Origin of the sequence: Sorangium sp. So ce145, from assembly GCF_051525985.1 — a bacterium.
Taxonomy (GTDB): Bacteria; Myxococcota_A; Polyangia; order Polyangiales; family Polyangiaceae; genus Sorangium; species Sorangium cellulosum_B.
The window spans coordinates 68888-88794 of sequence record NZ_CP150315.1; the positions used below are offsets into that span (position 1 = coordinate 68888).

At 71.7% G+C, this 19907-nt stretch carries 14 protein-coding genes; 4 read left to right on the top strand and 10 right to left on the bottom strand.

Annotated features, from left to right (window positions below; all coding sequences use genetic code 11):
- The first annotated feature begins 133 nt into the window (after positions 1–133).
- Positions 134–340: a hypothetical protein gene (locus tag WMF34_RS00265; RefSeq protein WP_012232684.1), complete on the top strand. Its 207-nt coding sequence runs from the start codon at positions 134–136 to the stop codon at positions 338–340.
- Positions 341–527: 187 nt separating this feature from the next.
- On the opposite strand, the gene WMF34_RS00270 is transcribed toward WMF34_RS00265, so the two are convergent.
- The 4 genes from WMF34_RS00270 to WMF34_RS00285 form a co-directional block, all read right to left on the bottom strand.
- Positions 528–2474: a CBS domain-containing protein gene (locus tag WMF34_RS00270; RefSeq protein WP_437992027.1), complete on the bottom strand. Its 1947-nt coding sequence runs from the start codon at positions 2472–2474 to the stop codon at positions 528–530.
- Positions 2475–2623: 149 nt separating this feature from the next.
- Entirely contained in the window at positions 2624–3361 is a 738-nt protein-coding gene (locus tag WMF34_RS00275; protein WP_437992028.1) for a hypothetical protein, read from the bottom strand.
- Between the two features lie 200 nt (positions 3362–3561).
- Positions 3562–4368: a hypothetical protein gene (locus WMF34_RS00280; protein ID WP_012232687.1), complete on the bottom strand. Its 807-nt coding sequence runs from the start codon at positions 4366–4368 to the stop codon at positions 3562–3564.
- 107 nt (positions 4369–4475) lie between these two features.
- Positions 4476–6173 (bottom strand): hypothetical protein, encoded by a 1698-nt coding sequence (locus WMF34_RS00285; RefSeq protein WP_437992029.1) that lies wholly within the window; start codon positions 6171–6173, stop codon positions 4476–4478.
- Positions 6174–6253: 80 nt separating this feature from the next.
- Between WMF34_RS00285 and WMF34_RS00290 the strand changes: the two genes are divergently transcribed.
- Both WMF34_RS00290 and WMF34_RS00295 read left to right on the top strand, forming a co-directional pair.
- On the top strand, positions 6254–7579 hold the full coding sequence (locus tag WMF34_RS00290; RefSeq protein WP_437992030.1) for a hypothetical protein: 1326 nt from the start codon (positions 6254–6256) through the stop codon (positions 7577–7579).
- Positions 7580–7649: 70 nt separating this feature from the next.
- Positions 7650–10937 (top strand): lamin tail domain-containing protein, encoded by a 3288-nt coding sequence (locus WMF34_RS00295; protein WP_437992031.1) that lies wholly within the window; start codon positions 7650–7652, stop codon positions 10935–10937.
- Positions 10938–11098: 161 nt separating this feature from the next.
- Here the strand turns inward: WMF34_RS00295 and WMF34_RS00300 are convergent, their stop codons facing one another.
- The 6 genes from WMF34_RS00300 to WMF34_RS00325 form a co-directional block, all read right to left on the bottom strand.
- The gene (locus WMF34_RS00300; protein ID WP_012232691.1) at positions 11099–11734 is read right to left on the bottom strand and encodes a hypothetical protein; all 636 of its coding nucleotides are present in this window, start codon (positions 11732–11734) and stop codon (positions 11099–11101) included.
- Positions 11735–12217: 483 nt separating this feature from the next.
- Entirely contained in the window at positions 12218–13888 is a 1671-nt protein-coding gene (locus WMF34_RS00305) for an SBBP repeat-containing protein (RefSeq protein WP_437992032.1), read from the bottom strand.
- Complete coding sequence (locus WMF34_RS00310) at positions 13888–14880, bottom strand: tetratricopeptide repeat protein (RefSeq protein WP_437992033.1); 993 nt, start codon at positions 14878–14880, stop codon at positions 13888–13890. The genes WMF34_RS00305 and WMF34_RS00310 overlap by 1 nt, the downstream gene beginning before the upstream one ends.
- An 8-nt stretch (positions 14881–14888) precedes the next feature.
- Positions 14889–16403: a protein kinase domain-containing protein gene (locus WMF34_RS00315; RefSeq protein ID WP_437992034.1), complete on the bottom strand. Its 1515-nt coding sequence runs from the start codon at positions 16401–16403 to the stop codon at positions 14889–14891.
- 278 nt (positions 16404–16681) lie between these two features.
- Positions 16682–18037: a cyclic nucleotide-binding domain-containing protein gene (locus WMF34_RS00320; RefSeq protein WP_437992035.1), complete on the bottom strand. Its 1356-nt coding sequence runs from the start codon at positions 18035–18037 to the stop codon at positions 16682–16684.
- A 105-nt stretch (positions 18038–18142) separates the two neighbouring features.
- Positions 18143–18817 carry a dienelactone hydrolase family protein gene (locus WMF34_RS00325; RefSeq protein WP_437992036.1) on the bottom strand — a complete coding sequence of 225 codons (675 nt, stop codon included), beginning with the start codon at positions 18815–18817 and terminating at the stop codon, positions 18143–18145.
- 217 nt (positions 18818–19034) lie between these two features.
- On the opposite strand from WMF34_RS00325, the gene WMF34_RS00330 reads away from it, so the two are divergent.
- Entirely contained in the window at positions 19035–19775 is a 741-nt protein-coding gene (locus WMF34_RS00330; protein WP_049876124.1) for a hypothetical protein, read from the top strand.
- The last annotated feature ends 132 nt before the right edge of the window (positions 19776–19907 follow it).

The window sequence follows — 19907 nt, forward strand, 5'->3', positions numbered from 1 at the left end:
ACTCGGCGCCGGCGGCGCCGGGTTATGTGTATGTGGCTGGTCACAAGAACAACCAGCCTGCGATGTGGATGTGCCCTGACGCGCCGGGCAAGGCGGAGTGCACCGAGGTCGAGGTAACGACGGAGGCAGGCGAATGAAGCGTTCTTTGATTTTCGGGCTCTTGCTCGCGAGCTTCGGCGCGATCGGCTGTCAGGGGAGCTACACGAGCATCCGGCAGATCGACGGGACGCGGTACCACGTCACGCGCACGAAGCAGGGCTTCTTCAACGCGTACGGCACCGTGTTCGACTGCCAGGCCAAGGGCGACGCGATGACGTGCGTCGAGATCAGCGATCTGTGAGCTCCGCGCGGGAGCGCTGCTCCTCGCAGAGCTTCTAGAAAAGAATAAAAACGCAAAGACGCAAAGTCGCAAAAAGACGTCGAGAAGAATTCTTCTCGCTTCTTCTTGCGACTTTGCGTCTTTGCGCCTTTGCGTTTCATTCTCTCTCTGCAGCTCCGGCTCGCGCGTCACCGGCAGCCGCGCCCGCTCACGCCTCGCGCAGGAAGGCCTCGAGCAGCGCCGCCGAGACGTCGAGGAGATCGCGCTGGGTGACGATGCCCACGAGCCGCTCGCCCGCGACGACGGGCAGGCAGCCGACGCGGTGCTCGCGCATGATCCGCATCGCCTCCAGCGTCGGCGTGTCCGGCGCGACGGTCACGGGGTCGGGCCGCATGATGGACGCCACCGTGGGCGGCGCGGATCCGCTCGGCGGCGCCGCGGCGCCGCGGGCGACGAGCCGGAGCAGCGCGCGGTGGGAGACGACGCCGACGAGCCGGCCCTGCTCGTCCTCGACCGGGACGTGGCGCACGTGCCGCCAGGCCATGACGCTCGCCGCGAAGTCGACGATGTCGGTGGGACGCACCGTGAAGAGATCGGTCGACATGAACTGGCCGACGGTCCGGTAGCTGTCGCGCACGAGGTCCAGGTCGTCCTCGAGCGCGGCGGGCTCCCACGCGTGCACCGGGCGCCCGGCCCCGCCGCCCCGGGCCTCCTCCCGCTGGCGGGCGAGCATCGCGGCGCAGAGGGCGCGGCTTCGCAGCTCCGGGGTGCCCCGCCCGGCCATGGCCGCGAGCGAGCCGAGCGCCCACTGCGCGCCCGTCTGGCCGCGGCGGACCCGCTCCTCGACGACGCCGAGGTACCGGTCGACGTCGGCGGCGTCGATGCCCGCGGCCGAGAGGCCCGCCCGGGCGGCGGGGAGGAGGTGCGAGAGGATGAGCTCCGGGGCAGGGAGGCTCCGGCCGCCGAGCCACGTGAGCTGCGCCTTGAGGCCGTGGCGGGCCGCCGCGAAGAAGTTCGCCTTGGCGTCCTCGAACGGCATCTCGAGGTCGATGCGCGGGTGCTCGGCGGCGAGGCCGGACATGAGGCCGAAGAAGAAGGCGGCGTTCGCGACCTCGTCGAGGACCGTGGGCCCCGAGGGCAGCGCGCGGCTCTCGATGCGCAGGTGCGCGACCCCGGCCAGGGCCCCGTAACAGGGGCGGTTCCAGCGGTAGACGGTGCCGTTGTGGACCCGCAGGGCCTTGAGGTCCGGCGCCTCCCCGCGCGCGAGCACGGCCGCGGGGGGCTCGCCGGGATCGGCGGTCATGATCACGCGGAACCGCGCGATGTCCTCGCGGAAGAGATCGAGCACGCCGCCGTGCACCCAGCCGTCGCCGAAGTGGACGCGGGGCCTCTGCTGCCGCCCCTCGAGCGCGCTCGGGCGGGTGTCGACCGAGGTCTCGAAGAGGGCGATCCGGGTCTCGTGCCAGAGCCGCTGCCCGAGGAGCAGGGGCGAGTTGACCGCGGCGGCGAGGACGGGCGCGGTCACCGCCTGGGCGAGGTTGTAGAGCGACGCGAACTCCCGCGCTCCGACCTGGAGGTGGACCTGGAAGCTCGTGTTGCACGACTCGAGCAGGATGTTGTCGTGGGTCATCTCGAGCTCGTCGAGCCCGTGGATCGAGACGCGGAAGTCGCCCTGGCGCAGCCGCAAGAGCGCGCGGTTGAGCTCGTGGTAGCGAGGCGCCGGCGTGAGGTTCTCGAGGCGGAGGTCGCCGGCGCGCAGGGTGGGGAGGATGCCCGTGAGCAGCACGTCGGCGCCGACGGCGCGCGCGGCCTCGGCCGCCCGCCCGATGACCTCCGAGAGCTCGGCCTCGAGCCGCCGCAGGCAATCGCCGCCGAACGGGAGCGGGGTGAGGTTCGCCTCCAGGTTGAAGCGAGCGAGCTCGGTCGTGAGCCGAGCGTCGGCGGCCCGCTCGAGCACCTCCAGCGCGAGCGGGGCGGGCCGGAGCGCGCGGTCGACGAGGAACATCTCCTGCTCGGCGCCGATGCGGCGCACGCCGGACTCGATGCGATCCTCCAGGAGGAGGCGCTCGAGCGCCGCCACATCGTCGAGCAGCGCCCGCATGAACGCCTTGTGCTGCTCGTCGCTCGCCTGCTCGGAGACGTGCTGCTCGCCCATGGTGATCGCCCCGCCTTTCGCTCGCTCTCGCTCCTGGGAAGCCTACGACGGCGAGCGGCAGGGGGCGCGGGGGATCCCCCCCCGGCGGGGACGGCGGGCGTCTGGCTCGGCGCGGGCGGCGCGGCGGCGGGCGAAGGCGGGCGACGCGGTCAGAAGCTGCGGCCGGCCGCGAGCCGCAGGGTGGCGACCTTGTCCTCGGCGAGGCCGAACCCGAGCGGCGCGTCGAGCGCGACGAGCAACCCTGCCCGGGCGTAGAAGCCAGGCTGCTTCAGCGTGTAGGTGAAGAACGGCTCCATCGCGAGCTGCATCCTGTCGTCGCGGGTGAGCGTCAGCGCGGCCTGGAGGCGGAGCCCGCCGCCGTAGGGGCCTCGGCCGCGCAGCTCGAGCTCGTCGCCCTGCTCGACCACGAGCTCGACGCCGGCCTTGCTGGTCGGGAGGGCAAACATCACCGCGGTGTCCGCGCGGTAGAAGAGCCGCGCGGCGAGCTCTGCCTCGACGCCGCCGTGGGCCCTCAGGGGCAGGTGCCCGGCGGTGAGCCGGTGCAGGTCGAAGGACGCGCGCGCGGGGACGGTCGCCTGCAGCGTGGCGCGGGCGTCGGCGTCCGGGGCGCTGAGGACGGGGATCGAGAGCGCGCCGCCGCCGAAGACGGTGAGCTTGCGCGTGAGAGCGCGCGCATAGTGGGCGCCGACCGTGGGGTTGCCGAAGAGAAGGCTGCCGGCGCTGCTGCTCTCGTCGACGCCGAGCCGGGTGGACCGGAACGAGGCGGAGACGTCGCCATAAGCCAGCGGGAGATCCACGTCGAGGTGGAGCCGGCCGAACCACTCGAGCTGACCTCGGAGATCGAAGGTCAGCCCGAACGTGCTCACCTCGGACGTGACATCGTCCATGGCCCAGGAGGCCGACTTGCTCAGGACGTCGAGCTCGAGCTCCGCACGCGATCCCTGGGATTTAGCCCAGCTGTTCTTTTCTGCCGGGGCGGCAGGGGGTGCCGTGAGCCAGAGCGAGAGCAGGAGAGCGGAGGAGAGCAGCGATCTCGCGTTCAATCAGTCCCACCTGCGAGGACTACCATGGCTCGGCTCGGCCGTGGTCAGCGAACGGCGCCCTCGGCGCCCGCGGCCTCCTCGTCGTCGTCCTCCTCGTCGTCGTCGTCGTCCTCGTCCTCGTCGTCCTCCTCGCTGTCGTCGTCGTCGTCGTTGCGGTCGAACAGCAGGGAGGGAGCGCCTTCGTTGCCGTGCTCCGCGAAGATCGCGTCGGCGGCGATCACGAGCTCCTCCATGCGGTCGGCGTCGACGGGGCCGTACACGGCGAGCGCCATGGCGCGATCCTGCACGAACAGCCACGCGTCGGGGAAGTCGAGCAGGGCGTCGCGGATGCTCTTCGAGAGCCAACGGCCGATGGCCTTCGCTTCGGGCCCCTCGACAAGGAACTGCTCCATGAACTCCGGGTCCTTCTTGAACTGGACGCCGGTGTTGGGGGCACGCCTGCCATCGACGATGGGCAGCGGGCACACGGTGAGCCGGGGCCCGGCCTTGGCCAGCTTGGTGAGGACCACCTGGTACTCGCTGCCGTTCTTCGCGTCCGGGCCCACGACCGCGACGTAGGCGAGCTTCGGGACGAGCTCGTAGCGGGCGAGGACCTCGCCGCCGCCCGTCTCCTGCAGCGTATGCTGGAGGCTGGACGGCAACGAGCGCACCGGACGAGGGCCGTCGCCGACGGCGTCGGCCTTTCGGCCGCCCGGCTTCGCGCCGGGGCGGGCCGGTGCCGCCTCGGGGGTCATCAGCGCGCGCCAGCGCGCGAGCTCGCGGTCGCGCCGCGCCTCGTGCCGACCGCGCAAGCCGGTCAGGAACCAGACGACGAGCAACGCAAGGGGACCTACGTACCAGAGCCAGGGCATGGGGCGGCGATGCTAGCAAACCTCGCGGAGCTGCGGTGGGGTCGCGCGCGCCTGCGGTGAGGCGAGGCGCGGCTGTCGCGGCGAACCTCGCCGCTTCGCGGCGAAGTTCAGGGCGCGGGGGCCGGAGCGGCGTCGTCCGGCCGCTCGAAGACGCACCAGTAGCCGTTCTTGCTGTGGCGCACCATCCCGGCCACCTGGTACACGCCCCGGAAACGCCGGTCCTTGCGGAGCTTCTCCTGCGCCGGGAACGGGAGCTTGTCGCACGTGTCGGCGCCGCCGACGAACACGAAGTAGCGCGGCATCTTGTCGAAGACGTGCTGCACGTAGCCGGGGCCCGTCTTGCGCGTGTAGCCGCCCGGGAGCTTGGAGATCACGGGATCGACGAGGCCGAGGAGATCGAGCACCGGGTAGTCGGTCACATACCCGATGTACCCGATGTCGCCCACGGCGACCTCGCCGGGCTTGCCGTGCTCCACGAACCAGTTGGCCACGCCGCCCGCGGCGCTGTCCCAGAACCGCTTCTCGTCGTCGAGGATCCGGTGCTGGGCGCGCTCGATCCGCTGCGCCCGGAAGGCGCCCAGCGCGATGAGACAGCCGAGCGCGAGCACGCCGGCCCCCGCGGCGAGGGCGATCGCCCCGCCCTCGGGCGCGTCCGCGGCGCGGGCCGAGAGCTGGGCGAGCAGCGGCTCGAGCAGCGCGCGCGCGCCGAGGCCCGCGAGGAGGAAGCAGAACGGCTCGAACGGGCTCATGAAGCGGTAGTACGGCATCCAGTCCCCGCCCACGAGGAGCACGTAGCCGCCCACCGCGAGCGCGAGGGCCGCGACGCAGAGCGCGTCGCGGTGGCGCGCGACGATCGCCACGCAGAGGCCGAAGAGCCCGAGCAGCAGCGCCGGCCAGGTGTGCTCCGCGTACTCCGCGAGGTAGCGCTGCCCCCCGGCCAGCTGCTCCGCGAGGCTGCCGGTCTTGGCGCTCAGCGTGTTCGGCAGCCACGTGCCGTAGTAGCTGTGCCGCCAGAGCATGTGGCACGCGATGGGCGCGGCGAAGACGACGCCGCGGAGGAGGTTCTGCCGCCCGAAGAAGCGCAGGCCGAGGAAGAGCATCGGTATGCCGATGAACATCGGCGCTTCCGGGCGCGTCAGGCCAGCGAGCCCGAAGACGAGGCCCGAATACGGGAAGCCGGTCCCCCGGTCGCGCTCGCGGAACATCATCTCGGTGCCCGCGAGGACGAGCAGGACGAACAGCGGCGTCTCCAGGCCGAAGACGGCATATCCGCTCTGCACGATCGAGCTCGCGAACAGCCACGTGGCGATGCAAGGGACCGCGCCGTGCGGGCGGAGCCGGGCCGAGAGGAGGTAGAGCGCGCCGAGCGAGCCGCAGGCGGCGAGCCCGCCGAGCACCTTGGCGACGACGTCGGGGTCGAGGCCGAGCTTGATGCCGCCCGCGAGCAGCACGGTCCAGAGGAAGTTCGTGTACCCCTCGATGCGCTCGCCGGCGTTGTAGACGAGCCCGAGGCCCCGGGCGAAGTTGCGCGCGTACCGGTACGAGATGTACGCGTCGTCGATCGTGAACGAGCGCACGCGCACCATGTTCACGACGAGCAGGAACGCCGGCAAGACGAGGCCGAACGCGAGGTGCAGGCGCTCGGAGAGCGGCGCGCCTCGCAGCCAGTCGCGCAAGCGTCTGGCCGGGGGCGCTGCTTCGACGACGCCGTCGCCCGCCGCTTCCATGTCGCCGTCGGCCTCGCCGCTCGGAGGGGCGACCCCGAGTTGCCCGTGCTCTGCTTCTTCCGGTTCCAGGAAAGCCATGTGAAGCCTCTCCCTACCATGGATGGTTCATGTCGGGGTCGTTTCTTGGTCGAGGCCCTCATCCAAGCTATCCTCGCGACATGCGTGCAGCCATTGTCGCTCTTGCCGCCTCCTCCGCCCTTTTCGTCGCGCCCCCGGCGCTCGGTGCCCGAGGCGTGCCGTGCGGCTTCTATGGAATCGATCCAGGGGCGCCCGTCGACGCAGGGGAGGTGATCCTCGACGACAAACACGCGAAGCGGCTCGCGCGCGCGGGCGCCGGCGCCGTGCGCGTCGAGTTCCTGCTCGATGACGCCGAGGCGTGGGACGACGACAAGCTCGAGCAGTACGACGCCGTCATCGACGCGGCGCTCGCCGCCGGCCTCGAGCCGGTCGGGCTCCTCTCTCACCGCACGATCGGAGAAGGACAGGACGTCTGGAATGACGATCCGGACCGGGACGGCGACAACGCGTACGTGGAGGCGTTCGCCGAGACGGCAGAGGCGCTCATGACGAGGTACGCCGGGGACGTCGTCCAGTGGGAGATCTGGAGTCAGCCGAACTGCTCCGAGCTCCCCGACCCCGCGCTCGACCCGGAGCACGCCGGCTGCACCTTCATCCTGCCCCGGGTGCTCGCGCAGATCCTCGCCCAGATCCGCATCCGCAACGAGGCGCTCTTCAACGTCGACGCGCTGTCGCTGACCACGGGCGGCCTGCTCGCCTCGGACGACGCGGCCGCGCCGTTCTCGGGGGTCGATTACCTGCGCGAGCTCTACGCGCAGCCGGCGTGGGACGATCTCGAGGCGCGCTTCGGCCAGCGGACGCCGTGGTCTCGCCTCGGTCAACAGCTGTTCTTCCATCAGCGCACCGAGGTCGATCCGGTGACGCTCAACGATTATCTCGACGCGCTGCGCGACCTCGCCGACGAGGAGGGGGACGAGAGCCCCTTCGCCGTGACCGGGATGGCGTGGTCGAGCGCGCTCGCCGGCGAGGAGCTCCAGGCGGCGAACCTGACAACGTCGTTCGAGCTCCTCTCGGAGCGCGACGACGTCGCCGGCGTGGTCTGGGCCAGCTTCCAGGACGCGCCGCTCGACGAGCAGCCCTTCGGCCTCGTCGACGAGGCCGGCGTGGAAAAGCTCGCGCTCGCCGCGTTCAGCGAGTCGGCCGACAGGTGCGAGCCGGCGGTGCAAGGCGGCGGGTCGGGGAGCGGCGGCGGGGGGAGCGGATCGAGCGGCGGCGGCGCCGTGGCCGGCTCGCCGCCCGGCGGTAGCGGGCAGATGGGGCGGCCGATCGACGGAAAGCGGCGCGCGAGCTCCTGCAGTTATGCCGCGGGCGCAACCAGCGGAGGTGGAACGCGGCCAGATGTGGGTTGGCTCGCATTGTTCGCGATCGGCGCGATCGCGATGGTGCGCTGCCGCCGCGTCATTTGAAGGCAACTCGAGCGCTCTCGTCGCCGACAGGTGAGGCATGCCTCACAGCTCGGCGCGCTTCGCGCGGCGGATGGCCGTGCACGTCGGACTTTTGCTCTTCAATGGTTGCGGGCGCGACGGCGCGGGCGGTCGCTTCGGCGTCTGCGGCGATGGCGTGGTCGACGAGGGCGAGGTGTGCGACGACGTCAATACCGCGGAGGGCGACGGCTGCTCGCCGACGTGCCAGCGCGAGGAGCCAGCGGCGCCCCGCTGCGGCGACGGCGCGCTCGACGCGGGCGAGGCGTGCGACGACGGCAACACGGCGGCCAGGGACGGCTGCTCGGCGGCGTGCGAGGTCGAGGTGCCCCCGCGCTGCGGCGACGGCGCCGTCGATCCGGGGGAGCAGTGCGACGACGGGAACGTCGCGACGGGCGACGGCTGCGAGGTCGATTGCACGAAGACGCCGGCCGAGGAGACCGTCTGCGAGGAGCTTTTACCGCTCGCGCAGGGGACGTGCGAGGTGGCCGCCGGCGCGGGCGCGACGCTGATCCGGGGCGTGGTGCTGACCCCGGGCAGGGTGTACCGGGGCGGGCGGGTGCTCGTGGACGAGCGCGGCGCGATCGCGTGCGTCGGCTGCGATTGCGAGGCGGCGGGAGCGACGGAGATCATGTGCCCGACCGGCGTCGTCTCCCCGGCCCTGATCAACACGCATGATCACATCACGTACACGCAGAACAGCCCGTATACCCCGACCGAGGAGCGCTATGAGCACCGGCACGACTGGCGCACCGGCAACAACGAGCACACGAGGATCGACACGCCCGGCATGGCGAGCCAGGCGCAGATCCGCTGGGGCGAGCTCCGCTTCCTGATGGGCGGCGCGACCTCGATCGTCGGCTCGGGGAGCGCGCCAGGCCTCCTCCGGAACCTGGACCGGGCCGACCAGGAGGGCCTGGGCCAGCGCGCGGTCCATCTCGACACGTTCCCGCTCGACGACACGGGCGGCCGCGAGCTCGTGAGCGGTTGCGGCTACTCGGCCGACATGGTGACAGGGAAGGACGTCGAGGGAGAGGACGCCTATTGCCCGCACGTCGCCGAGGGGATCGATGTGTCGGCGCGCAACGAGTTCGTCTGCCTGAAGGCGGCGCCGAACGACGTGCTCGAGCCGCAGAGCGCGTTCATCCACGGGATCGGCCTGACCGCGCCCGACTACGCGGCGATGGCGGCGGAGGGCACGGCGCTCATCTGGTCTCCCCGCTCCAACATCACGCTTTACGGCGACACCGCCGTGGTCACCGCCGCCGCCCGCCTCGGGGTGCAGATCGCGCTCGGCACCGACTGGATCGCGACCGGATCGATGAACCTCCTGCGCGAGCTCCGGTGCGCGGCGGCGCTCAACGAGACGTATTTCGACGGCTTCTTCACCGATGAGGAGCTGTGGAGGATGGTCACCGGGAGCGCCGCCGCGGTCACCGCGACGGACGACGTGATCGGCGCGCTGTCCACGGGGAAGGTCGCCGACATCGCGATCTTCGACGGCAGAGAGCGCGAGGGCCACCGCGCGGTCGTCGCCGCCGATCCCGAGGACGTCGTCCTCGTGATGCGCGGCGGAAAGGTCCTGTATGGCGACGCGGCCGTTGTGTCCGCGGTCCGGGGCGCGGACGCATGCGACGTGGTCGATGTGTGCGGCGTGTCGAAGCAGGTCTGTCTGCGGGACGAGATCGGGATGACGCTGGAGGACCTCGAGCAGCAGGCGGGCGAGATCTACCCGGCCTTCTTCTGCGGCGAGCCCGAGGGCGAGCCGCTCTGCACCCCGTCCCGCGTGGAGAGCGCGCCCCTGAACGCCTCGGTGAACGGCTCGACCGTCTACACCGGGCAGCCGACGGACGCGGATCTCGACGGCGACGGCATCGAGAACGGCGCGGACGATTGCCCGAGCGTCTTCAACCCGATCCGGCCGCTCGACGACGGGGTCCAGGCCGACTTCGACAACGACGGCGACGGCGACGCCTGCGACGCGTGCCCGCTCGACGCGGGCAGCACGCTCTGCTCGCCGCCGGACCCGAACGACGCCGACAACGACGGCGCGCCGAACGGCGCGGACAACTGCCCGAACCTCCAGAACCCCGGCCAGGCCGACGCGGACGGCGACGGCAAGGGCGACCCGTGCGACCTGTGCCCGGACCAGGCGAACCCAGGGGCCCTGGGCTGCACGGTGGCGATCTACGCTATCAAGGACGGCACGCGCGCGGAGGGCGAGGCGGTGGCCCTGGAGAACGTGCTCGTGACCGGGAAGCACGCGAGCGGCTTCTTCGTCCAGGCGAAGCCGGGCGACCCGGGGTACGCGGGGCCGGCGTACTCCGGCGTTTACGTGTACAGCCCGCAGAACACGGTGCTGGTCGGCGATCGCGTGCGGATCACGAGCGCGGTGATCTCGAATTACTTCGGGCAGATCCAGCTCGGGTCCGCCGTGGTCGAGGTGATCGCGTCGCTCGGCGAGGCGGCGCCGGCGCCGGAGCCCGTCGCGCTGGCCGACATCGCGACGGGCGGCGCGCGCGCCGCCGAGCTCGAGGGGGTCCTCGTCGAAATGGAGGGCGTCACCGTGATCGGGCTCGACACGACGGTTCATGAATTCATCGTCACAGGCGATCTGCGCGTGGACGACCTCCTGTACCGGGCCGACCCCTTCCCGGCGGAAGGCGACCATTTCGCGAGGATCCGCGGCATTCTCATCCACCGTAACCACGACTCGAAGGTCGAGCCGCGCGGCGTCGAGGACCTCGTGGCGGTGGTCGCGAAGGCAGGGCTCGTGATCAACGAGGTGGATTACGATCAGCCGGGCGGAGATGGAGCCGAGTTCATCGAGATCTACAATGGCGCCGGCGCGCCCGTGGATCTCACGGGCCATGCGCTCGTGCTGGTCGATGGATCCAGCAGCGCGCCCTCCGCCTACAGGACGCTCGATCTGAGCTCCGCCGGTACGCTCGCGGCTGGCCAGTACCTCGTCGTCGGCAGCACGGCGGTGGTCGGCACCGACACCATGCCAGGCATCGTGGCGGATGGTGCGGTGACGATCGCCTTCTCGGGCGCGCAGACCGATCGGGTGCAGAACGGGGCTCCCGACGGGATCGCGTTGATAAACACCATGACAGGGGCCGTGATCGACGCGCTCTCCTACGAGGGGAGCATCCCCGCCGTCACGATCGGGGGCGCCAGCGTGAGCCTCGTCGAAGGCGACGCGTTGCCGGCCACGGTGGCGGACGGCGGCATGGGGGCTGGCTCGCTCTGCCGCCTGCCCGACGGGACGGACACGAACCAGGCCGCCGCCGACTGGGCGCTCTCCGCGACGATCACCCCTGGTGCCGCGAACGTGCCGTGAGCCCGGCCGAGACGCTGCGCTCCTCGGCGCAGCGCACCTCGACGGCCCGCCGTTCGCCCGGCGCCACGTGGTCCGCGCCGCGCGCGCCGGTGTCTTCGTCCTGTCGGCTGTGTCTGGAGAGAGTGAAGAGAATCAAGGAGGAATGAGCCGTGAGCGGGCGCTCACAGGCAGCCGCAGAGCGGGTCGCCCGCCTTGCACACGCACTTTCCACCCTTCTTGGACGGCGCCGCCGCGCTGGCGCCCCGCGCCGCGCTGGCGCCCCGCACCGCCTTGCCGGACGTCGCCGCTCGGCCGCGGAGGGTTGCGGCCCCCTTGATGTTCGACGTCTTTGCGTCGGCCACGTCCTCGCCCTGCGCCAGCGCCTTGGTCGTCTCCGTCGCCTTGTAATCGGCGAACGCCTTCTGCGCCTTCTCGGCGTCGCTCTTGGCGGCGTCGAGCGCGAGGGTAAGCTCGGTGATCTTCCGGTTGCGCTCGTCGAGCTGGAGGTTGAGCTGCGCGATCCTGTCCTGCTCCGCGACGCGGGCGGCCACGGCCTCGGCCTGAGCCGCCTCGGCTTCCTTCACCTTGCCGGCGAAGGCGGTCACCGCGACCGTGGCCACGGCCGCCACGACCAGACCCACCCCGAACACGAACCGACCCCGCCGCTTCTGCCGAACACCCTGGGCGATCGCCTCGAGCTCGCGTTCAAGGTCCCCCGAGCCCGACATGGGCGGCACGCTGGCAGCGACCGGCGCGATGCTGGCGGGCCCTCTCGTCCCCTGGTAGAGCACTCCCGGGCTTTGTTGCGTGTTCATCATCGCGCGAGACCTCCTCCTGCGTGAGCGAATCCTCCTCTAAGCAAGTGGGGGGCCTCTAAGCAAGTGTGATGCCAGGTGAGCGCGCCTCGACCTGGCGGCGTGTGCATCGTCCGTGAAGCAAACGGCGGTGCAAAGCGAGGACTCACACCGCAACGCGGCGGCTCGCACCGCAAAACGAGGACTCACACCGCAAAATGAGGACTCACGAGGTGCTCCAGAGGCGAGTCCCGCGAGATCCGGGTGGATCACTTGTTCTGGTGCATGGATCGCTCACCGGACCTCGATGCGTCCCCTGGTCCAACGGAGGTCCTGCACCACGCTCCGGCAACACCGGCGCTGCCGGCGGGGAGGGAGGGCCGCATCAGGGCAGCGATCGGAATCGCTCCAATTAAGCCAACGATTCCGGCTACTTGCGTCCGTAGGTCGGCCACCGCCGCGCCCCCGCGGATCCGAGGACGAGAGCGCCTCGTGGCGAGGTGGCCGTCAGGGCTGCAGCTTGGCGACGAAGGCGTCGGGGCCCCCGGAGCTCATCATGGGGTCCCCCCCGAGATCCATCCTGCCGCTGAAGCTGCCCGTCAGCGCGATGGCTCCCAGCTCATCCACGGCGACGGCCCGGGCGCGCTGCTCCGCCGCGTCGCCGAACGATTTGGCCCAGGCCGTATCGCCGTTGGGAGCGAGCTTCGCGAAGAAGGCGTCGTTGCCGCCGAGGGCCTGGAGCCTCGGGCTCGGGGTGCCGAAGTCGATGGAGCTCTCGAACTCTCCGACCACGATGACGTTGCCCGCCTGGTCGACCGCCACCCCCAGCGCCCTCTGATCTTCCGCATCCCCGTACAGACGGTTCCAGAGGTGCTTGCCGTCCGCGTTGAAGGCGGCGACGACCGCGTCCTTTCCTCCGGCGTATCTCCGCGGCGCCCCGTCGAAATTGATCGTTCCCCCGGTGCTCCCTGCGACGACGATGTCCCCCTTCGCGCCCACCGCGACCGCCGCGAATTCCTGGCTCATGGTGTCGCCGAAGATCTTGGCCCAGAGCGGCGTCCCGCCCGCGTCGAGCTTCGCAATGAACGCGTCATCGCCCTGAGCATTGAGGAGCGTCGTGCCGAAGTACACCCTGCCCGCGATGCGGCCGACCAGGACCACGTCTCCTTCGGGCGTGACGGCAGCGTCGTTCGCGACCTCAGCGGTCGTATCGCCGAAGTTCCTGCTCCAGGCGACGTTTCCGAGGGCGTCCATCTTCGCGACGAAGATGTCCTCTCCACCTTCGCTCGTCAGGTGGTCCCCGCCCAGCACGTCGGCCCAGTCGGTGAAGCTGCCAGCGACGACGATGTTGTCGTCCGAATCCACCGCGAGCCCATAAACTCTATCGACGCTCGGGCCGGCGATGGTCTTGACCCAGTCCAGGCCGCCCTCTGCGTCGAGCTTCGCCACGAACACGTCCGAGCTGCCTGTGCTCGTGAGCGGCGTCCCGTCGAAGTTCAGTGTGTTTTCGAAGGTTCCGGCCACGATCACGCCGCCGTTCTTGTCGAGCGCCACGCGATTGCAAAAATCAGAGCCGTTCCCCCCGAGCGCCTTCGACCATTCCGTCGCGCCGCCGGGAGCGAGCTTGACGACGAAGCCGTCGTACGCTCCCTGGCTGCCGACGGAATCCAGGCTGGTGCTGAAGGCACCCGCGATCAGGAGGTTCCCTTCCCTGTCGAAGGTGACGTCATGACCGATCTGCTCGCCGTTCCCTCCGAGCTGGGTGCTCCACTCGTGCGCTCCGGTGCACTCCGGCACACGATCGCAGTTCTCGTCATTCGCCTTCGTCGTACAGGCCTCGGCCTTGGGGACCACCTCGTCCACGCACGAGCCGCCGCGCAGGCAGCCGTCCTTGCACTCGCCGACTCCCCTGGTCGACTCGGGGCCTGTATAACAAGGATCGCAGGGCTCGCTGCCGCCCGCGCCGCCCGCGCCGCCCGCACCTCCCGCGGCGCCCGCGCCTCCCACGCCGCCCGTGCCGCCGGCGCCTCCCGCGGCGCCCACGCCGGCCATCCCGCCTTGCGCGGTGCCGCCGCCGCTGATGGCGCCCGGCACGAGCACGCCTTGGTCGAAGCACCCGCCCAGCGCGCCGGCCACGCCGAGCGCGCCGCAAAGGACCATGAAGCCGTTGCGTTTCATCAAAACACCCCCGTGATCCCGGCACCCCACGGCGATATCCACGGACGGACCGCTGCGCCCTTGGGCCTCGCCGCCGCGGACGGTGCGGTGAGGAGCAGCGCGACGCCGCCCGCGGCGAGCGCCCCGCCCACGATGAACGCCGGCGCAGGGACGAGGCGCAGGTCGTTGTACGAGCCCAGCTTGGCCCGCGTCTTCGGCGTGTCCGGGCACACGACGTCCTCGGTGCACCCGAGGTCGATCAGCTCGCTGCGCCGTGCGCTCGTGATGCCGAACGTGATCCCACCGACCACGAGCGCCGCGGCGCCCGTGCCGACGGCGGTCCAGCCGAGCACGCGCTGCGTGGTGCCCGGCGCCGGGCCGGCGGGCGGGGGGAGGATGATGGGCGGGCGGACACCGGCGGGGAACTCGAGCGCGAGCGCCGCCTCCTGCCGCTCCTGCATCGCGACCTCCCGCCGGACGACACGCCCCGCCCACGCGGCCTCGACGACGTGCTTGCCAGGATCGACAGGCTGGCTGACCCCCACCAGCGCGGGTGGCACCGGCTTGCCGTCGATGGTGATCTGCACCTCGCGCTCCGGGGCGCCGCGCACCCCCACAGAGAGCCTGGGGATTCGTGGCTTGAGATCGTCGTACGCTTTCCCGGCGTCGGCGACAGCGGCCTTGAAGACGTCGCTGGCCGAGGCGTCGAGCGAGGTGCGGCTCACTTGCAGGTAACGCTCGGAGGCCTCGATGAGGCGCCCGAGCTGCTCGAGGCAGCGCGCGGCATAGAGGTCGATCGTCGGCGCCTGGATCAGCTGGTCCGCGCGCCCGAACTTGTCGAGCGCCGCCGCGTACTGGCCCCTGTCGAAGAGGTCGAGGCCCTCTTCGGCGAGGGCACGGGCGGCGTTCATGGTGGCAGGGTCGACGTCGGCCGCCCGCGCGGCGGTCGCGAGCGCGAGCGCGAGCGCGAACGCGATGGTGGCGGTGCCCGAGACCCTCGATCGCGCGCGCATTCGTCTCCTCAGAAGCCGAGGCGGTCGGACCTGGTGCGCGTCGCGCTGGAGGCCGCGGGCGGGGGCGCCGACGAGGGCCTGGGCCGCGGCGGGGAGGACGCGGCCCTGCCCGGGCGAGCGGGCGCCGTCTGGACGGAGGAGGCGGCCGCGGCCGGAGCGCTGGCCGCCAGCGCGGAGCCGGCGCGGGGCGCAGGCGTCGAGGCCGCCGTGTCCTGGGGAGGCGCGAGCTCGGGCGCCCCCCTGGGTGAATTCGCTTCCGCCGGCGGATTGTTCGCGGGGGCGGCGACTGGCGGCGTCTCGAGCGTCCCCCGCGGCGAGGCCGCGCCGGACGGCGGTGCGTGCGGGATCGGGTCGTCCCCGAGCGCGCGCCAGCCGATGAAGAGCACCCCGCCGAGGACCGAAGCCGCGAGGCCGAGCGCGACGGCCGGGCCCGGCGTCTTGCGGCGAGGTCTCGAGTCGGCCCCGGCCTCGTCGTAGAGGCCCGGCGGCGAGGCCACGCTCCCGTCCGGCGAGACGGAGAGCGGAGAGGTGGAGATCGGCGGACCGGAGAGCGGCGCGGCGGAGAGCGGCGCGGCGGAGATCGGCGGGACGGAGGGCGACGTGGTGCCCGCGCCCCCGGGGATCGAGCTCACCGAGGCCCGCCCGCCCTCCTGCGCGTCGCTGGACGGCAAGAGCGCGTCGCGCAGCGCGTCCACCATCGCCGTCGCCGAGGCGAACCGCCCGTTCGGGTCACGGCTGCAGGCCTGCATGAACCACTCGTCGAACGCCGGCGGCACGGGCACAGACGCCACCTTCGAGGGGACAGGCAGCGGATCACTGCATATCTCGAGGATCATCGCGCCAGGCGCCTCGGCCGTGATCGCCGCCCGGCCGCACACGCACTCGAACGCGATCACCCCGAGCGCCCAGAGGTCCGACCGGTAATCGACGGTCGCGCCCTGCGCCTGCTCAGGGCTCATGTACGGCAGCGTCCCGATCAGCACGCCCGCCTGCGTCCCGATGCCCTCTTTGCCGGACATGCGCGTCTTGGCGACGCCGAAATCGAGGACCTTGGCCACCTCCCGGTCGTCGTCGCGGGCGAGGAAGATGTTGTCGGGCTTGAGGTCGCGGTGGACGATGCCGGCGTCGTGGGCCTTGCGCACGGCGCGCGCGACGTCGGCGAAGATGCGCGCCGTATCGGCCGGCTCCAGCGCGCCGACACGCTCGAGCCGGTGCGCGAGGTCCTCGCCCTCGAGGAGCTCCATCGCGATGAAGGGGACGTCGTTCTCGACGCCGTGATCGAGGATCTGCACGACGTTCGGGCTGCGGAGCGCCGCCGCCGCCTGCGCCTCCTGGTAGAAGCGCGCGCGGACCGTCTCGTCCTTCGCATAGAGAGGCCCGAGCATCTTGATCGCGACCGGCGAGCCCAGCGTGAGATCGTCCGCGCGCCAGACGGTGCCCATGCTGCCCGAGCTGAGAGGGCGGAGCAGCCGATACCGGCCGACCAGCACCTGTCCCTCCAGCCCGAACGCGTTCGTCGTCATTGTCGCAGGACCTGTGGTGCGCGCGTGGCCTTCCCTACGCTGGTGGTTGTTCAGTGCTGGTCAACGACAACAACGGGTAGACTGAAAGCCTACGGGGCGTGGCGCGGAGCGTCAATCGGTGCACCCGCCGCGTGCTCGCCGGACGTCGCCAGAGCACCGAACAGGTTGAAACGCCGCGCGCGAGAGAGAGTTTGAACCACAGAGACACAGACGCGACAACAACAAAACCTCCGCGCATCCGCGGTTCGTTTCGTCAATTTTTCGATCGGTTCGGTACCCTAGATCAACACGAAGTCCTCGGCCACGGAGACCTCCTCGGCCATGATGCTCGTGGTCTCCTCGTCGCGCAGGACGGCGAGCTTGTAGAGTTGCGCCAGCACGGCCGGGTGATCCTCGACCAGACCCATGAACTCGGTGGCCGGAAGGTACAGCGTCACGGTGGGGTGAACGGCGATCACATCGGCGTTCGTCGCGCGGCGGAGGACCATCGCGATCTCGCCGGCGACGTCGCCGGGGCCGAGCGTCGAGAGCACGAGCGGCTCGACGCGGGCGTCGTCCGCCGCGTCTCGCCGGACGACGGCGACCTCTCCGGAAGCGATGAGGAACAGGCCGGGGGGCCGCTCATCCTGGACGAGCAGCCGCTCGTTCTTCTCGAACGTGCGCGTGCGGAACCGCTTCACGAGCGCGGGCCTGTCGGCCTCGGGCACGACGCGGAGCACGTCGCTCATCCGGACGAGGTTCTCCACCATGCGGTCCCGGCAGTAGGCCGCGAGCTCCAGGCCCACCTCGGGCTCGCGCTGCGCGATGTCGTCGATCGCGTCGCGCTTCACCTCGAGCACGATGGAGGGCCGCGTGGCGATGACGCTCCCGGTGCGCGGGGCCCGAGAGAGCAGCGCCATCTCGCCGAACATGGCGCCGTTCGCGAGCCGGGCGAGGAGGATCTCCTCGTCCCCGCGCCGGCGCCGCGCCTCGAGCTCCCCGCGCGCGACGAAGTAGGCCTCGCTGCGCGCGGCGCCCTGCTCGATCACGGTCGTCCCCGCCGCCACCCAGACGGGCGTGAAGGCGGCGCACAGGGCGCGGAGCGCGTCGCGCCCGACGGACGAGAAGACCGGCTGGGGCGCGATCCCGGGGTGATGGGCCTGGGCGGCCAGCCTGCGCGTGGCGTCGTGGATGATCTCCGTCGCCTTGTTGAGCAGGAGCGCGCCGGTGAGCACGGACGCGAGCGGCTGGAACGCCTCGGCGGCCGGCAGGGGCGGCGGCGGCGGCGCGCCCTCGCCGAGCCGCGGCGAGTCCCGGCAGAACGCCTCGGCGATCAGGTCGAGCCCGGGCCCGGCATCGCCGCCGAAGCGCTCGCTCTCGCGCGCGGCCGCCACGGCGAGCGGCAGGTTCTCGAGGTCGATCGCGCGGGCGATCGCGGTGGAGCACGCCTCCCGCGCGGCCTCGTGCCGGTTCAGCTCGCCGAGGAGGCGCCCGCAGAGGCAGAGCGCCGACGGCATCGTCGGGTCGTGCCGGACCAGCGCAGCGGCCCAGCGCAGCGCGGCGTCCCGCTCTCCCGCGAGCGCCAGCGAGAGCGCGCGGTCGATCGGCGACTCCGCCTGCTGGATCGAGCCCGGAAGTACCGGGGGGAGGGCCATGTAAGCGTGTATATCAGGGTTCATTGCGCGGTGGCAAAGAACGCGCCTGGTTGACGCCTCGCACGCCCCCGCGCGGATTCCCCGGGGAGGAGCAAGGCGTCGCGCTCAGGCGAGGTGCTGCTTCAGGAACGCGATGCTCCGTTCCCACGCGAGCTTCGCGGCCTCGGGGGCGTAGACCTCGGGGCGCGTGTCGTTCGCGAACGCGTGGTCGGCGTCATAGACGTGGAGCTCCATGGATTGGCCGCGGGCGGCGAGCTCCTTCTGGATCGCCTCGGCGGCGGCCGGCGTCGCCCAGCCGTCGCGCGCGGCGAAGTGGGCGAGGATCGGCGCCTTGACGCGCGTGTAATCGGGCGCGGGGCTCGGGACGCCGTAGAAGGGCACCGCGGCCGCGAGCTCGGGGATCGTCGCGGCGGCGGCGAAGCTCAGCGCGCCGCCCATGCAGAACCCGATGACGCCGACCTTGCCGGTCGACCGCTCGTGCGCCGACAGGAAGCGGGCGGCGGCGGCGATCTCCTCGAGGGCGCGCGGCTTGTCGAGCTCGGTCATCAGCCGGTTGGCCTCCGTGGCGTCCTTGGTGGTCTTGCCGTGGTAGAGGTCGGGCGCGAGGGCGATGAACCCGGCGGCGGCGAGCCGGTCGAGCAGAGAGCGGATGTGGTCGTTCACACCCCACCACTCCTGGATCAGGACGACGGCAGGCGACTTGCCCCCCTGCTTCGGCCAGACGATCTCGCCGGTCGCCGAGGACCCGTCCTTCGCGGGGAACGAAACCTTTTCGGACATGCGACTCCTCCCTTTCGAGACGGGGATCGGCTCCACCGTCCTCGTCAGCAATCGGGGATCGGCTTCCGCCGTTCCCTCATGGCGCGGCGCAGGATAACCGCCCCGCGCACGTTGCGTAGCGCAAACCGCCTGGCATGTGCTCCACGCCGGGACGCCGGCGATGTAGATTGACGGCGTGGATGCGCTGGCGGGACGATGGAGGCGAGCCGTCTCGTCCTTGAAGGAGCTCCGGCTGCGGGTCGCGTTCCTTCGGAGCGAGGTGCTGCGCGCCGATCTCCCCTCCGTCGCCCGCGCGCTCGACGACCTCTGCCGCGACGCCGAGCAGGCCAACCCCCTCGCGCGCGACGTGCTGGGCGCCGTCGTGCCGGTCCTCGTGGATCCTGCGCTCTCGGAGCGCGTCGAGCAGCTCCGCGAGCTCGCGTCCTCCCATGCCCTGCTGCCGCTCTCGCGCCTCCTGCGCCGCAAGGCGCGGCGGCCCGAGGCGCAGCCGGCCTCGCCGGCGCCCGACGAGCGGCTCGTCGCGACGTCGAGCGCCGGTCGCGCGCTCACGCTCGGCGAGCGGCGCGCGCTGGCCCGGCGGCCGACCCGCGCGGCCTTCGACGCCCTGCTCCGGGACCCGCACCCGCTGGTCATCCGCAACCTGCTCGCCAACCCGCGCTTGACCGAGGATGACGTCGTCCGCCTCGCGGCGCGCCGCCCGGCGAACGCGGAGGTCCTGACGGAGATCGCGAAGCACCCCGAGTGGCCGCAGCGCGCGCGGGTGCGCATGGCGATCGTGCAGAACCCGGGCGCGCCGCAGGAGATCGCGGTGCCCATGGTGCGCCTCCTCCTGCGGCCCGAGCTCCTGCGGCTCGCGGCGGCGGCGGACGTGCCCGCGGTCGTCCGGGCCGCGGCGCGGGAGCTGCTCGATCGCCGTCCGCCCGTCCCGCACAAGCCAGGCGGCCCGCTGGCGCAGTGAGGCCGCGCCCTGCGAGAGGTCGGCGGCGTGCGCGCAGGCCGCCGCCGCGGTGCTGCCATCGGAGAGGAGGAGAAGAGAGCAGAGAGGGAGTGAAGGAGAGAGGGAGTCGAAGGAGAGAGGGAGAGAGGTCGT